We start from the raw sequence: 14,479 nt of genomic DNA on the forward strand, positions 1-14,479 counted from the left end.
GCCGCACCGGTGAGGCTGGGGCGGCCCCTCTTGTGAAAATCTTCACGAGCTCGTGAGGGGCCTTGGGCCTGGGAGGAATCCCAGGTCGGAGGGGGTGTCAGGGTCTCGGGCGGTGAGACGGCAGGACCTTTGGACGTCGGATCGGGACCATCGCGGCGGCAAATGATCGATCAAAAGGCGTGCAATGGAGGCAAGCGATGACACGCGACGGAAGAAGGTGCCGGCCATGACTGCCACTCCTGTGGAGACCACGAAGAACGGCGAGGCCTGGGAGGGGTTCAGGGGCGGTCTGTGGCGCGACGCCATCGACGTCCGCGACTTCATCCAGCAGAACTACACGCCGTACGAAGGCGGCGACGAGTTCCTCGCCGGGCCCACCGCCCGCACCACCGCCGTGTGGAGGGCCGTCACGGACAAGTTCCCCGAGGAGCGCGAGAAGGGCGTCCTCGACGTCGCGTACGACGTCCCCTCGACCATCACCGCGCACGCGCCCGGCTACATCGACCGCGACAAGGACCTGATCGTCGGCCTCCAGACCGACGCCCCGCTCAAGCGCGCGATCATGCCGTACGGCGGCTGGCGCATGGTCGCCGGCGCCCTGGAGACGTACGGCTACCCGGTCTCCGAGGAGCTGGAGCAGGTCTTCACGCAGTACCGCAAGACGCACAACGCCGGTGTCTTCGACGCCTACACCCCCGAGATCCGCGCCGCCCGCAAGGCCGGCGTCGTCACCGGGCTGCCGGACGCGTACGGCCGCGGCCGCATCATCGGCGACTACCGCCGCGTCGCCCTCTACGGCGTCGACCGCCTCGTCGAGGTCAAGAAGGAGGAGAAGGAGGAGCTGAACTCCCTCTCCGCGAGCCCCCGGCCGCTGGAAGAGACGATCCGCCTGCGCGAGGAGCTCTCCGAGCAGATCCGCGCCCTCGCCGAGCTCAAGGCGATGGCCGCCTCCTACGGCTGCGACATCTCCGGCCCCGCGCGCACGGGCCGCGAGGCCGTCCAGTGGCTGTACTTCGCCTACTTGGCCGCCGTGAAGGAGCAGAACGGCGCGGCCATGTCGCTGGGCCGGACCTCCACCTTCATCGACGTCTACCTCCAGCGCGACATCGAGTCCGGCCTCCTGACGGAGGAGCGGGCGCAGGAGCTCGTCGACGACTTCATCATCAAGCTGCGGATCGTGCGCTTCCTGCGCACGCCCGAGTACGACGAGCTGTTCTCCGGCGACCCGACCTGGGTCACCGAGTCCATCGCCGGCATGGGCGAGGACGGCCGCCCGCTGGTCACCCGTACCTCCTTCCGCTACCTCCAGACCCTCTACAACCTGGGCCCGGCCCCCGAGCCGAACATGACCGTCTTCTGGTCGCCGCGGCTGCCGCAGGGCTTCAAGGAGTTCTGCGCCCGCGTCTCCATCGACACCTCCTCGGTGCAGTACGAGTCCGACGAGCTGATGCGCCCGCGCTTCGGCGACGACACCGCGATCGCCTGCTGCGTCTCCGCGATGCCGGTCGGCAAGCAGATGCAGTACTTCGGCGCCCGCGTGAACCTCGCCAAGACCCTCCTGTACGCGATCAACGGCGGCCGGGACGAGAAGTCCGGCGCCCAGGTCGGCCCGGCGAGCGGCGCCATCACCTCGGACGTCCTCGACTACGACGAGGTCATGGCCAAGTTCGACACGCAGATGGAGTGGCTCGCCGACACCTACGTCCACGCGCTGAACGTCATCCACTACATGCACGACAAGTACGCGTACGAGCGCATCGAGATGGCGCTCCACGACCGCGACGTGCGCCGCACGATGGCCTGCGGCATCGCCGGCCTGTCGGTCGCCGCCGACTCGCTGGCCGCCATCAAGTACGCGAAGGTCCGCGTGCACCGCGACGGGACCGGCCTGGCCACGGACTACACGGTCGAGGGCGAGTACCCGGCGTACGGGAACAACGACGACCGGGTCGACGGCATCGCGGTCCGGCTGGTCGAGGAGTTCATGCGCAAGGTGCGCCGCCACCCGACGTACCGCGGAGCCGAGCACACCCAGTCCGTACTGACGATCACCTCGAACGTCGTCTACGGCAAGAAGACCGGCAACACCCCGGACGGCCGCCGCGCCGGCGAGCCGTTCTCCCCGGGCGCCAACCCGATGAACGGCCGCGACACCCACGGCTACGTCGCCTCGGCGCTGTCGGTCGCGAAGCTGCCGTACGAGGACGCCGAGGACGGCATCTCGCTGACCAACACCGTCACCCCCGACGGCCTGGGCCGCACTCCCGAGGAGCGGATCAAGAACCTGGCGGGTGTCCTCGACGGCTACATGGCCAGCGACGGCTTCCACATGAACGTCAACGTGCTCAACCGCGACGTGCTGCGGGACGCCATGGAACACCCCGAGGAGTACCCGCAGCTGACCATCCGGGTCAGCGGCTACGCGGTGAACTTCGTCCGGCTGACGCGGGACCAGCAGCTCGACGTGCTGAACCGCACCTTCCACGGCTCGCTGTAGCCCGCGGGGCCGTGCGGTCCGGGGCCGGCCCTCATCCGGCTCCGGACCGCGCACCAAGGATCTCCGACCGGGATCGAGAAACGACGGACCACCGCTCAAGGGGTGCCTGCCATGACCGTCCTGCTTCCCTCCACCCTGGCCGCCGCGGCCACCCACCGGCCCAGCGAGGGTTCGGTGCACTCCTGGGACCTGTCCACCGGCGTGGACGGCCCCGGGACCCGCTTCGTCACCTTCCTCGCCGGCTGCCCGCTGACCTGCCTGTACTGCCACAACCCCGACACCTGGCGGATGCGGGCCGGCGAACGGACCTCCGCGGACGACGTCATCGCCGAGGCCCGTACGTACACGCGGTTCATCGCGGCATCGGGCGGCGGCGCCACCGTCTCCGGCGGCGAGCCGCTGCTCCAGCCCGTCTTCGCGGGCGAACTGCTGCACCGGATGAAGCACGAGCTGGGGCTGCACACCGCCCTGGACACCTCCGGCTTCCTCGGCGCACGGGCCACCGACGCGCTGCTGCGCGACGTGGACCTCGTCCTCCTCGACGTCAAGTCCTGGGACCAGGAGACGTACCGGAGGGTGACCGGGCGGCCGCTCCGGCCGACGCTGGACTTCGCCCGCCGCCTCGCCGGCCTCGGCAAGGAGGTGCACCTGCGCTTCGTGCTGGTGCCGGGGCTGACCGACGCCCGGGAGAACGTCGAGGGCGTCGCCGCCTTCGCCGTCGGCCTCGGCAACGTCTCCCGGGTCGACGTGCTGCCCTTCCACAAGCTGGGGGAGGGGAAATGGGAGGCGCTCGGCAAGGAGTTCACGCTGCACGGCACCCCGTCGCCGACGGCGGAGCAGGTCGCGGGGGCCAGGGCGGTCTTCGAGGCGCAGGGGCTGACGGCCGTCTGAGCCCTCACCCGTCCGGCCTACTTCCATATACGTCATAACGGGCTCAATCGGTACAGACCACCTAGCGTGGTGCTGTGTCCGAGCCCTCAGAAGCCCTCGCCGCGGAGCCGCCCCCGCCACCGCCACCGCCCCAGCCCCCGTCCGCGCCTCCGCGTCCGGCCGCGCCGCCGCTGACGGGGACCCTTCCGCCGGCCGGGCCGTCCGTCACCGCGCGGGCGACACTCGCCGGAGTGGTCGTCTCCCTGCTGCTGATCGCCGCGATCGTGCTCGGCAGCCGGCTCCTGCGCGACTTCGACTCGGCGCTGCTGCCGTACGCCGTCGCCACCGTCTTCCTCGCCTTCGGCGTGGCCTACCGGTACACGGTCTGGGTCTCCGCGCCCGGAGCCCGGCGCCTGTTCAAGAAGGGCTTCGGCAGCTTCTTCTCCGCCGCGAACTTCCGCAAGGCGCCCACCGCCGTGCCGCGGATGATCGCCACCTACCTCGGGTTCCAGAAGTTCCTCGGCGCCCGCTCGCGCTCGCGCTGGGCCGCGCACCAGATGATCTTCTGGGGCTGCCTGCTGGCCGCGGCGATCACCTTCCCGCTGACCTGGGGCTGGTTCACCTTCACCTCCGCGACCGGCTCGGGACCCGGCTACGAGATGCGGATCTGGGGCTTCAAGGTCCTCGGCTTCGACGCGCTGAACGTCGTCGGCTGGCTGATGTTCCACGGCCTGGACATCGCCGCCGTGCTCGTCATCCCCGGGGCCTCGTACTTCCTGTGGCGGCGGATGAAGGACCGCGGGGCCATCACCGGCCAGCGCTTCGCCTATGACCTGCTGCCGCTGATCTGCCTGATCGTGATCTCGGTGACCGGGCTGCTGCTGACCTTCTCTTCGATCTTCCTGCACGGCGGAGGCTACGAGTTCCTGGCGCTGCTGCACATGGTGTCGGTGGTGTTCACCCTCATCTACATCCCGTTCGGGAAGTTCTTCCACATCGTCCAGCGGCCCGCCGCCGTCGGCATGCAGCTGTTCAAGTACACGGCCCGCCAGGACGAGCAGGTCTTCGCCTGCAAGCGCTGCGGAGAGCCCGTCGACACCGCCCCGTACGTCGAGAACCTGCGCGCCACGATGCAGGACCTGAAGCTCGACTTCAACGCCTTCGTCGAGTACTGCCCGCGCTGCAAGCGGGTCCTGCGCGGCAACGCGTACCTCGCGCACGTCAAGAAGGGCTTCAAGTGACCGCGACCGACCCCGCCAAGCCGGCCGCCCTGCCCCTCGACCCGTCGATCGCCCCACCCGGCACGCGCAACTTCCGCGACGCGGGCGGCATTCCGGCCGACCAGTGGCACGCCGACCAGAACGGCGAGACCCTCGTCCCCACCCACTGCTGCTTCTGCGGGGTGCAGTGCGGGATGTACCTGCGCGTGGACCGCGGGGGCAAGGTCTTCGGCGTGGAACCCCGCAACCACGACATCAACCGGATGCGGCTGTGCCCCAAGGGCATCAACGCCTACCAGCAGGTCAACCACCCCGACCGGCTCACCGCCCCGCTGATGCGCCGCTCCCGCGACGAGGAGTTCCGCGCGTGCTCGTGGGAGGAGGCCCTGGACTTCACCGTCTCCGAGATCCGCCGCATCCAGGGCGCGTACGGGAACGACGCGTTCGGACTGCTCGGCGGCGCCAGCCTCTTCTCCGAGAAGACGTACCTGGTCGGCAAGTTCGCCCGGGTCGCGCTGAAGACCAAGCACGTCGACTACAACGGCCGCCTGTGCATGGTCAGCGCCGCGGGCGCCAACAAGCTCGCCTTCGGCATCGACCGGGCCGGCAACCCCTTCTCCGACATCCTCCTCACGGACTGCCTGCTCATCGCCGGGTCGAACGTGGGGGAGTGCTTCCCCGTGATGACCCAGTACCTGTGGGGCGCGCGGGACCGCGGCGCCACGCTGATCGTGGTCGACCCGCGCGAGACGGCCATCGCCCGCACCGCCGACATCCACGTCGCGATCAAGCCCGGTACCGACTCCGCCTTCTTCAACGCCGTCCTCCACGTGGTCGTCGCCGAGGGGCTGACCGACGAGGCCTACCTCGCCGCGCACACCACCGGCTGGGACGAGGTCAAGGCGGCCGTCGCGCAGTACCCGCCCGCCCGCTCCGCCGAGATCTGCGGGGTCCCGGAGCAGCAGATCGTCCAGGTCGCGCGCGTCTTCGCCGGTGCGGGCAAGGCCATGGCCTGGCACGCCCGCGGCATCGAACACCACTCCCAGGGCGTCGAGAACTGCCTCTCCGTCATCAACCTGTGCGTGGCCACCGGCAACATCGGCAAGCCCGGCGCGGGCTACGGGACCATCACCGGCCAGGGCAACGGCCAGGGCGGCCGGGAGCACGGCCAGAAGTCCGACCTCCTCCCCGGCGGCCGCTCCATCACCAACCCGGAACACCGGGCGCAGATCTGCCGGATCTGGGGCATCGAGGAATCCGAACTGCCCGGCGCCGGCACCTCCATGATGGAGATGGTCTGGCAGATGCAGCGCAAGGAGATCCGCGGCCTCATCGGCATCTGCAACAACCCCTTCGTCTCCCTCCCCAACTACGCGGTGGTCAAGGACGGCTACGACACCACCGAGTTCCACGCCCAGTTCGACTTCTTCCTCTCCGAGACCGCGGCCAACGCCCACGTCGTCTTCCCCGTCACCACCTGGGCCGAGGACGAGGGCGTGATGGCCAACGCCGAGGCCCGTGTGGTCAAGCACAACAAGGCCCAGGAGCCCCCGGCCGGGGTGCGCACCGACACCTGGGTCATGTGCGAGCTCGCCCGCAGGCTCGGCGCCGGTGAGCACTTCGACTTCCCCGGCTCCCGCGAGGTGTTCGAGGAGCTGCGGATCGCCTCCGCCGGCACGGTCAACGACTACTACGGCATCACCTACGACCGGCTGGAGGAGACCGGCGGGATCGCCTGGCCCTGCCCGTCCACCGAGCACCCGGGCACGCCCCGGCTCTTCGAGGACGGCCGGACCTACCACCCCGACGGAAAGATCCACCTCCAGGTCGTGGAGTGGCATCCGCCCATGGACGCCTACACCGACGAGTTCCCCCTCTCCCTCACCACCGGCCGCACCGTCGCGCACTTCCTCTCCGGCAACCAGACCCGCCGCCTGGGCGCCCTCGTCGAACAGACCCCCCGCCCCTGGGTGGAGGTCCACCCCTCGCACGGCTTCCAGAGCGGCGACCCGGTCCGGGTGGTCACCCGCCGCGGCAGCGAGGTCTTCCCGGCCCTGGTCACCGAGGCCATCCGCCCCGACACCGTCTTCATCCCGTACCACTGGCCCGTCCCGACGGCCGCGAACGCCCTGACCATCGACGCCCTCGACCCCCGCTCGAAGATCCCCGAGTACAAGGTCTGCGCCGCCCGGATCGAGGCCGCCGAGCGGGTCGACGAGGTGCCCGCGCCGCCCATGGCCCCTGGCCAGTCGGCCTATCCGGAGGCCCAGGCCTCCCGCACCGACCCCCTGCCCCCCACGTCCCCGCAGGGCCGTGGCACGGCGGAGAGGAGCTGACCCCGCCATGATGGGCCGCACGATCTTCATCGACCCGGGGCGCTGCATCGGCTGCCAGGCCTGTGTCTCCGCCTGCCGCGAATGCGACTCCCACCGCGGCAAATCGATGATCCACCTGGACTACACCGACCCCGGCACGTCCGTCGCCTCCCTTCCGACCGTCTGCATGCACTGCGAGGACCCGGTCGCCCCGTGCGCCGAGGTCTGCCCCGCCGACGCGATCCTGGTGACCGCCGACGGCGTGGTCCAACAGGCCGACACCACCCGCTGCATCGGCTGCGCCAACTGCGTCAACGCCTGCCCCTTCGGAGTACCGAAGATCGACCTCCAGGCGAAGCTTCAGATGAAGTGCAACCTCTGCTACGACCGCACCGCCTACGGCCTGGCCCCGATGTGCGCGACCGTCTGCCCGACCGGGGCCCTCTTCTACGGAACCCTCGAAGAGCTCCAGGCCGAACGCCCCGGCGTCCAGGTCGCCGACTCCTTCGCCTTCGGTGACGTCATGGTCAGCACCGGCGTCGCGATGGTGGTTCCCGCCGACAAGGTCCAGTGGCCCGTCCCCGGCGGCCTGCCCGTCGTCGAGATCAACGGAGTGGATGTCCGATGAGCCTCACCGAACCGCCCCCGCCCGCCACGGGACCGGAACTCGCGGGAGAGGACGCCGCCGAGCGGCTGCGCGACCGGATCAGCGCGGACTCCCTCACCACCCGCCGCGACTACCTGCGGATCGTGGCCACCGTCTCCGGCGGCCTCGCCATCGGCGGTGTGGGCGTCGCCTCCGGCATCCTGCACCGGCACGGCGACGGTGACAGCCCGCCCCGGGCCAAGAAGGTCGCCGACCAGCTGGCGCCGGGCGAGTCCGTCGCCTTCCGCTTCCCCGGTGACGAGGACCGGGCCCTGGCCGTACGGCTGTCGGACGGTTCCCTCGTCGGCTACTCCGCCGTCTGCACCCACCTGGCCTGCGCCGTGCTGTGGCGCGAGGACCGGGGAGCCGACGGGGAGTTGTACTGCCCCTGCCACGAGGGCTTCTTCGACGCCCGCACCGGCGAGGTGACCGCGGGCCCGCCGCCGCGGCCCCTCCCCAGGATCTTCCTGACCGAGGAGGTCGACGGCAGCGTCTGGGCCGTCGCGACCGCCCGGTCGGGAGAGCCGGCGAGGGAGGCCCTGTGCCGGCAGTTCGGCGAGTCCCGCCCCGACATGGCCCGCAGGCTCGGCTGCGCCGGTGCCGACCGCGTCGCCGAGAGCAGGCGCACATGAGCGACGGCGCCCTGCCTCCGCGCCCCGACTACCGACCGGGCAGTGCCCAGCCCCGGCTGAACCGGCCGGTGCGCGAGCGGTACCCGCAGATCCGCCCCACCAGCGGCTACGGCGACCCGCGGATCCGGCACACCGGCCCCGGCCCGGGCGCCGGCTCCGAACAGGAGCCGGAGCGCTCCTCGAAGCTCAACGCCCGTCTGGCTCTGGCGCTCACGGTCGTGATCGGCCAGCTCTGGGCGCTGACGGTGACCGTCAACGAGTGGATGGAGGGCAACACCGGCACGGCCTGGTGGGGTGCGGGATTCCTGATCCTGTCCTTCCTCGTCGTGCTGGGACTGTGGCTCCTCGACCCGAAGGACCGATGACCATGTCCATACCCACCCCCACCCCCACCCCGTCCCGGGTGCGCTCGCACCGCCGCGAGACCTACAAGCCCGGCGCCACCATCGGTGACTGGCGGCCCGAGGACGAGGGCTTCTGGCAGTCCACCGGCCGCACCGTCGCCCAGCGCAACCTCTGGGTCTCGATTCCCGCGCTGATGCTCGGCTTCGTGGTCTGGCAGGTCTGGTCGGTCACCGTGGTCAAGCTGAACGACGTCGGCTTCGGCTTCTCGAAGTCGCAGCTGTTCTGGCTGACCGCCATCCCCGGCATCACCGGCGGCACCTTCCGGATCCTCTACACCTTCATCGGGCCGATCTTCGGCGAGCGGAAGTTCACCGCGTTCAGCACGATCATCCTGGTCGGGCCGATGCTGTGGCTGGGCTTTGCGCTCCAGGACACCGGCACCCCGTACTGGGAGCTGGCGCTGATCGCGGCCGTCTGCGGGATCGGCGGCGCGAACTTCGCCTCCTCGATGGCGAACATCGGCTTCTTCTTCCCCAAGAGGGAGAAGGGCAGCGCCAACGGGCTCAACGGAGGCCTCGGCAACCTCGGAGTGAGCGTGGTCCAGCTGGTCGCCCCGCTGGTGGTCACCGCCGCCGTGCTCGGCGCGCCCGCGGGCGGCCCCCAGCACGACGCGAGGAAGAACACCGACATCTGGCTCCAGAACGGCGCGTTCCTCTGGGTGCCCCTGCTGGTGATCATGGCGCTGCTCGCCTGGTTCCTGATGAACGACCTCCGGGTGGCCGCGGCCCCCTTCAGCCAGCAGAAGATCATCTTCAAGCGCAAGCACAACTGGCTGATGACCTGGCTCTACGTCGGCACCTTCGGGTCCTTCATCGGCTTCGCGGCGGGCCTGCCCCTGCTGATCAAGAACAATTTCGAGGCGCAGGGCTACCAGGCGACCACCTATGCCTGGATCGGTCCGTTCATCGGCGCGCTCATGCGCTGGGCCGGCGGCTGGCTCTCCGACAAGATGGGCGGCGCCAGGGTCACGATGCTGTCGTTCGTCGGCATGGCCGCGGCCCTGGTCGTGGTGATCTTCGCGCTGCCCTCGGGTGGCGACCAGGGCAGCTTCTGGGCCTTCTTCATCGGCTTCCTCGCCGCCTTCGCCTTCTCCGGGCTGGGCAACGGATCGACCTTCCGGCAGATCCCGGTGATCTTCCGGGACCAGCACATGCGGCAGGCCGAGGGCGGGGGCCCGGAGGCGCAGGCCGCGGCGCTGAAGCAGTCGGAGATGGAGGCGGGCGCCGTCACCGGCTTCTCCTCCGCCATCGCCGCCTACGGGTTCTTCTTCATCCCCGCGATGTTCGCCGCGATGACCGTCACGAGCGCCCTGTGGCTCTTCATCGGCTTCTACGCCACCTGTCTCGCCGTGTGCTGGTGGTTCTACGCCCGCCCGGGCGCAGAGGCCCCGAGCTGACCCCGGGCCGGGACCGGGGCCGGAGCGGGCTCGCGGGCCGGGGCCGGGGCGGCCGTACTCTGGAGCCATGAGCACCGCTTCCGACCCGCAGCCCCCGCAGTCCCGGCCCGAGGCCGCGCCCGCACCGCGGGCCAAGCCCCGGCTCGTCTTCGACGACCCGCTGGACCAGCAGTCCTCCGACGACACCGACCGCGGGTGGGGCGAGCGGCCGGCCTCCGCCGGGAGCGCGGCCGACCTGGCCCGCTTCCTCGACGAGAAGCCGCCGCACCACGTCTGACCTGTCAGTAGCCCGGGCCGGCGTGGCCGCTGTGGCCGCCCTGGTTCCCGTACCCGGCCTGGCCGCCTTGGTTGCCCTGGCCGACCTGTCCGTACTGACCGTTCTGGTGGGCGCGCTGGGCGACCAGCTCGTCGCGGATCTCCTTGAGGACCACCAGCTCGGTGATCTCCATGGTCTCCTGGACGCCCTCCTTGGCCCGGCGGCGCTGCTCCACCTTGGCCAGGTACTTCGCCATCGGCAGCACCATCAGGAAGTAGACGACCGCGGCGGTGATCAGGAAGGTCAGCGCGGCGTTCAGCACCGAACCCCAGAGGATGTTCACACCGATGGCATCCCCCTTCGCGTCGATGCCGCAGGGACCCTTCAGGCAGGACGTGTAGCCGTCCAGGCTCTTCGTCCCCACGGCGCCGACCAGCGGGCTGATGATCCCCTTCACGACCGAGTTCACGATGTTCGTGAACGCGGCGCCGATGACGACCGCCACCGCCAGGTCGACCACGTTGCCACGCATCAGGAAGGCCTTGAAGCCTGCCAGGACGCTCTCCTGCTTCTTCTCGCTCATCACTGAGCCTCTCTTCGAATCCGCCGAACATGGAGCCAACGGTTCCGAAAGCTACGGCAGTCCGGGCCCGGCGTGTCCAATCGGTGCCCGTCTTGCGGTGACTTGACTGCACGCGAGTCCGATTCAGCACAGTGTCACCGCCAGCCGTGCCACGGCGCCCGCCCCGACGAGGGCCCTCGCGGTGTCCCGGGGCACCGACAGGACGACCAGCGCCCCGGCGTCCCCCACACCCTTCTCCGGATCCGGTACCTCGGCCACGCGGGCGCCGGCGGCCACCACCCGGGGCGGCCCGGCGCGCTCCGCCGCGACCACGTCCACCCGGTCGCCGGGCCGCAGCAGCCGCACCGTCGCCGCATCCGCGATGCGCACCGGCGCCGATACCCACCGCATCGCCGCCGGAGGGGGCTTCACCTCGGGCGGCGCGCCCGCGCCCCGCGAAGCCTGGGCCGCCTCCGTCCCGCCCACCACCGCCAGCGCGGCCGCCAGTACGGCCAGACCGGCCGAAGCGGCCCGCCGCCGACGCCGTACGGCCCGGCGCAGCCGGTCCCCGCCCCGGCCCACGCGAAGCGGGGGAAAGGAGGGCACGGGGCGCGCGGGGGGACACGTAGAAGAGGCGGAGGAGGCAGAAGGAGCAGAAGGAGCAGAAGAGGCGGAAGGAGCAGAAGAGGCAGAAGAGGCGGGGAGGAACGAGGACTTGGACATGGCGGCCACCACCGGCGAATCGAGTTCCGACGCCCGGACCCTGCGCCCGGACACCCCTCACGATCCGCCGCCCCGCGAAACCCCGCTCGCCCCTGTGGACAATCCTCAGCCTGTGGACAACCCCATCACCCACACGAGTGGACCACCCGCCGGTCGGCCGCCCTCGCTCGGCGCCCCGCGAAGCCGAGGGCGCCGATCGTCCCGCCGCCGCCCCTCCCGGCCCTACGGGAGTTCGATGCCGAGGTCCCAGCCGTCGTGGGCGTGGGTGCACAGGCAGTCGCGGGACTCGGTCGCGGGGAGGGCCGAGACCGCGTCGAAGAGGACCTCGCGCAGGCGGTCCACGTTCTCGCCGAACACCTTCAGGACCTCCGTGTGGGACACGCCCTCACCCGTCTCCGCGCCCGCGTCCAGGTCCGTGACCAGGGCCATCGACGTGTAGCAGAGCCCCAGCTCGCGGGCGAGGACCGCCTCCGGGTGGCCCGTCATGCCGACGACCGACCAGCCCATCGCCGCGTGCCACTTCGACTCGGCGCGCGTCGAGAAGCGGGGCCCCTCGATGACGACCATCGTGCCGCCGTCCACCGGCTCCCACTCCCGGCCGCGCGCCGCCGCCAGCGCCACCGAGCGGCCCACCGGGCAGTACGGGTCGGCGAAGGTGGTGTGCACGACGTTCGGGACGGTCCCGTCGGGCAGGGGCTCCCCGTCGAAGAAGGTCTGGGCGCGGGACTTCGTACGGTCCACCAGCTGGTCGGGGACGAGCAGCGTGCCCGGGCCGTACTCGGCGCGCAGGCCGCCGACCGCGCACGGGCCGAGCACCTGGCGCACGCCCACCGAGCGCAGCGCCCACAGGTTGGCCCGGTAGTTGATCTTGTGGGGCGGGACCTTGTGGCCGCGGCCGTGCCGGGGGAGGAAGGCGACCTGGCGCCCGGCCAGCTCACCGAGGAAGAGGGAGTCGCTCGGGGGCCCGTACGGGGTGTCCACCTCGACCTCGGAGACGTCGTCCAGGAAGGAGTAGAAGCCCGAGCCGCCGATGACACCGATCTCTGCGTTAGCCATGCCGCCACCCTAACCGGGCATGCGTGAGGCCCCGCTGACCGGAAGGGCTGCGGGGCCTTACGTATCGGAGACGGAGATCAGGCGGCCGACGTGGAGCTGCTGCTCGTGCTCGACGACGAGGTCGTCGAAGCGGCCGGGGCGGCGGCAGGCGTCGACGGCTTCGAGGAGGCAGGGGTGCTGCTCGACGAGGCGCCACGGCTGTCGTTCCGGTAGAAACCGGATCCCTTGAAGACGATGCCGACCGCGGAGAACACCTTCTTCAGGCGTCCCTGGCAGTTCGGGCACTCGGTCAGTGCGTCATCGGTGAACTTCTGCACGGCCTCAAGGCCCTCACCGCACTCGGTGCACTGGTACTGGTAGGTCGGCACGAATTTCCTCCTGGCACTCTGACTCGATGAGTGCTAACGACGTTCCATGGTGACGTATTCCGGCCGATCAGTCCACCGTCACCGGCACGCGGTGACCGACACCACGCTCGTTCCCCCGCGCGGCAGGGACCTCCGGAGCGGCGGCGGGGGTTCCCGCCGAGGAGTTGATGATCCGGCTCGGCGCCTTCGGGGCCAGGCTGGAGCGCAGCGCGAGCAGGGTCGCGAGCGCCAGCACGGTGCCCGCCATGGGCACCAGGAAGCCGTACGAGGACCCGTGCGCGTCCGTCAGGCGGCCGGCCAGGGTCACGGCGGTGGCCTGGCCGAAGGCGACGGCGCCGGTGAGCCAGGTGAAGGCCTCGGTGCGGGCGTTCGCCGGGATCAGGGACTCGATCATCGTGTAGCCGGTGATCAGGGCCGGGGCGATGCACAGGCCGACGACCAGGCCGAGCGCGCCCAGCAGGATCATCGAGTGCGCGGTCCACAGGACCGAGGCGGCCACGGTGAGGCCGGCGTAGCCGAGCAGCAGCCGGCGGCGCGGGCCGATCTTCCAGGCGATGGCGCCGCAGGCGATGCCCGCGGTCATGTTGCCGGCCGCGAAGACGCCGTAGAGCAGGCCGTTGGCGCCCGGGTTGCCGATCTCGTTGGAGAAGGCGGCCAGGGACACCTGCATGCCGCCGAAGACGGCGCCGATGCCGAGGAAGGCCACGATCAGGACGCGCAGGCCCGGGAAGGACAGCGCGGAGGCGTGCTTCTCGCCGCCGGCCGGGGCGGCGTGCGCCTTGGGCTGGGTGGCGCGCTGGGCGGCGAAGACCAGACCGCCGGCCAGCGTCAGCGCGGCCTCGGTGATCAGACCGGCGGCCGGGTGGACGCCGGTGCACAGCGCGGTGGCCAGCACCGGGCCGACGACGAAGGTGAACTCGTCGGTGACGGACTCGAACGCGGCGGCCGTCGGCAGTAGCGGGGAACCCTCCAGCTTGGCGGCCCAGCGGGCCCGGACCATCGGCCCGACCTGCGGGACGGAGGCGCCGGCGGGGACGGCCGCCAGGGCCAGCGCCCAGACGGGAGCGCCCAGCAGTGCGAGCGCCACGAGGGTGGAGACGGCGGTGGCGTGCATGAGGACGACGGGGACCAGGACGGCGCTCTGGCCGCGGCGGTCGGTGAACTTGCCCATCACCGGGGCGGACAGCGCCATCGAGACGCCGGTGACGGCGGCGACGATGCCGGCGCTGCCGTAGGAACCGCTGGTGTGCTGGACGAGCAGCAGGATGCTGATGGTCAGCATGCCGAAGGGGAGCCGGGCGGCGAATCCCGGGAGAACGAAGCCGATGGCGCCGGGCGTGCGCAGGAGCTGCCCGTAACCGGGGCGGGCGGACTTGTCGGTCGTGACCGCGGATGTCACGGCCTGGCCTTTCCGCTGCCTGGTAGAGCGTCCCCGTCTGCGGACGGTGTGCCGCCTCGTGAGCGACCGCACCCGTACATGTGGGAGCCCCGAGAGCTGTCCTCTTGCGCAGAACCGAGTGATACCTGGGCGCC

General features: G+C 71.0%; 14 protein-coding genes. 9 read left to right on the top strand and 5 right to left on the bottom strand.

Annotation, left to right across the window (positions count from 1 at the left end):
- The first annotated feature begins 226 nt into the window (after nt 1–226).
- The 9 genes from pflB (at nt 227) to CP980_RS19785 (ending at nt 10,258) form a co-directional block, all read left to right on the top strand.
- Nucleotides 227–2,497 carry a formate C-acetyltransferase gene (gene pflB, locus CP980_RS19745; RefSeq protein WP_132757478.1) on the top strand — a complete coding sequence of 757 codons (2,271 nt, stop codon included), beginning with the start codon at nt 227–229 and terminating at the stop codon, nt 2,495–2,497.
- 111 nt (nt 2,498–2,608) lie between these two features.
- Nucleotides 2,609–3,388, top strand: coding sequence for a pyruvate formate-lyase-activating protein (gene pflA, locus CP980_RS19750; RefSeq protein WP_132757476.1), 780 nt, complete (start codon nt 2,609–2,611; stop codon nt 3,386–3,388).
- A gap of 74 nt (nt 3,389–3,462) precedes the next feature.
- Nucleotides 3,463–4,608: an MFS transporter gene (locus tag CP980_RS19755; RefSeq protein WP_132757474.1), complete on the top strand. Its 1,146-nt coding sequence runs from the start codon at nt 3,463–3,465 to the stop codon at nt 4,606–4,608.
- Nucleotides 4,605–6,923: a molybdopterin oxidoreductase family protein gene (locus tag CP980_RS19760; RefSeq protein ID WP_150528733.1), complete on the top strand. Its 2,319-nt coding sequence runs from the start codon at nt 4,605–4,607 to the stop codon at nt 6,921–6,923. The genes CP980_RS19755 and CP980_RS19760 overlap by 4 nt, the downstream gene beginning before the upstream one ends.
- Nucleotides 6,924–6,930: 7 nt before the next feature.
- Nucleotides 6,931–7,530: a 4Fe-4S dicluster domain-containing protein gene (locus CP980_RS19765; protein WP_132757471.1), complete on the top strand. Its 600-nt coding sequence runs from the start codon at nt 6,931–6,933 to the stop codon at nt 7,528–7,530.
- The gene (locus CP980_RS19770) at nt 7,527–8,180 is read left to right on the top strand and encodes a QcrA and Rieske domain-containing protein (protein WP_150528734.1); all 654 of its coding nucleotides are present in this window, start codon (nt 7,527–7,529) and stop codon (nt 8,178–8,180) included. The genes CP980_RS19765 and CP980_RS19770 overlap by 4 nt, the downstream gene beginning before the upstream one ends.
- Entirely contained in the window at nt 8,177–8,545 is a 369-nt protein-coding gene (locus CP980_RS19775; protein WP_229907241.1) for a hypothetical protein, read from the top strand. Before CP980_RS19770 ends, CP980_RS19775 begins: the two co-directional genes overlap by 4 nt.
- A gap of 2 nt (nt 8,546–8,547) precedes the next feature.
- Entirely contained in the window at nt 8,548–9,981 is a 1,434-nt protein-coding gene (locus CP980_RS19780; protein WP_229907242.1) for a NarK family nitrate/nitrite MFS transporter, read from the top strand.
- Nucleotides 9,982–10,048: 67 nt separating this feature from the next.
- Nucleotides 10,049–10,258, top strand: a complete 210-nt coding sequence (locus CP980_RS19785) for a hypothetical protein (protein WP_132757468.1) — start codon at nt 10,049–10,051, stop codon at nt 10,256–10,258.
- 4 nt (nt 10,259–10,262) lie between these two features.
- On the opposite strand, the gene mscL is transcribed toward CP980_RS19785, so the two are convergent.
- The 5 genes from mscL to CP980_RS19810 all read right to left on the bottom strand — a co-directional run bounded on the left by mscL (nt 10,263) and on the right by CP980_RS19810 (nt 14,345).
- Nucleotides 10,263–10,820: a large conductance mechanosensitive channel protein MscL gene (gene mscL / locus CP980_RS19790; RefSeq protein WP_132757467.1), complete on the bottom strand. Its 558-nt coding sequence runs from the start codon at nt 10,818–10,820 to the stop codon at nt 10,263–10,265.
- Nucleotides 10,821–10,943: 123 nt separating this feature from the next.
- Nucleotides 10,944–11,522: a hypothetical protein gene (locus CP980_RS19795; RefSeq protein WP_167535856.1), complete on the bottom strand. Its 579-nt coding sequence runs from the start codon at nt 11,520–11,522 to the stop codon at nt 10,944–10,946.
- A gap of 222 nt (nt 11,523–11,744) precedes the next feature.
- Nucleotides 11,745–12,578, bottom strand: a complete 834-nt coding sequence (locus CP980_RS19800) for an S-methyl-5'-thioadenosine phosphorylase (RefSeq protein WP_150528736.1) — start codon at nt 12,576–12,578, stop codon at nt 11,745–11,747.
- A 77-nt stretch (nt 12,579–12,655) separates the two neighbouring features.
- Entirely contained in the window at nt 12,656–12,946 is a 291-nt protein-coding gene (locus CP980_RS19805; protein ID WP_099891673.1) for an FmdB family zinc ribbon protein, read from the bottom strand.
- 67 nt (nt 12,947–13,013) lie between these two features.
- Complete coding sequence (locus CP980_RS19810; protein ID WP_150528737.1) at nt 13,014–14,345, bottom strand: MFS transporter; 1,332 nt, start codon at nt 14,343–14,345, stop codon at nt 13,014–13,016.
- Nucleotides 14,346–14,479 lie beyond the last annotated feature (134 nt).

The organism is Streptomyces vinaceus (genome assembly GCF_008704935.1).
Taxonomy (GTDB): Bacteria; Actinomycetota; Actinomycetes; order Streptomycetales; family Streptomycetaceae; genus Streptomyces; species Streptomyces vinaceus.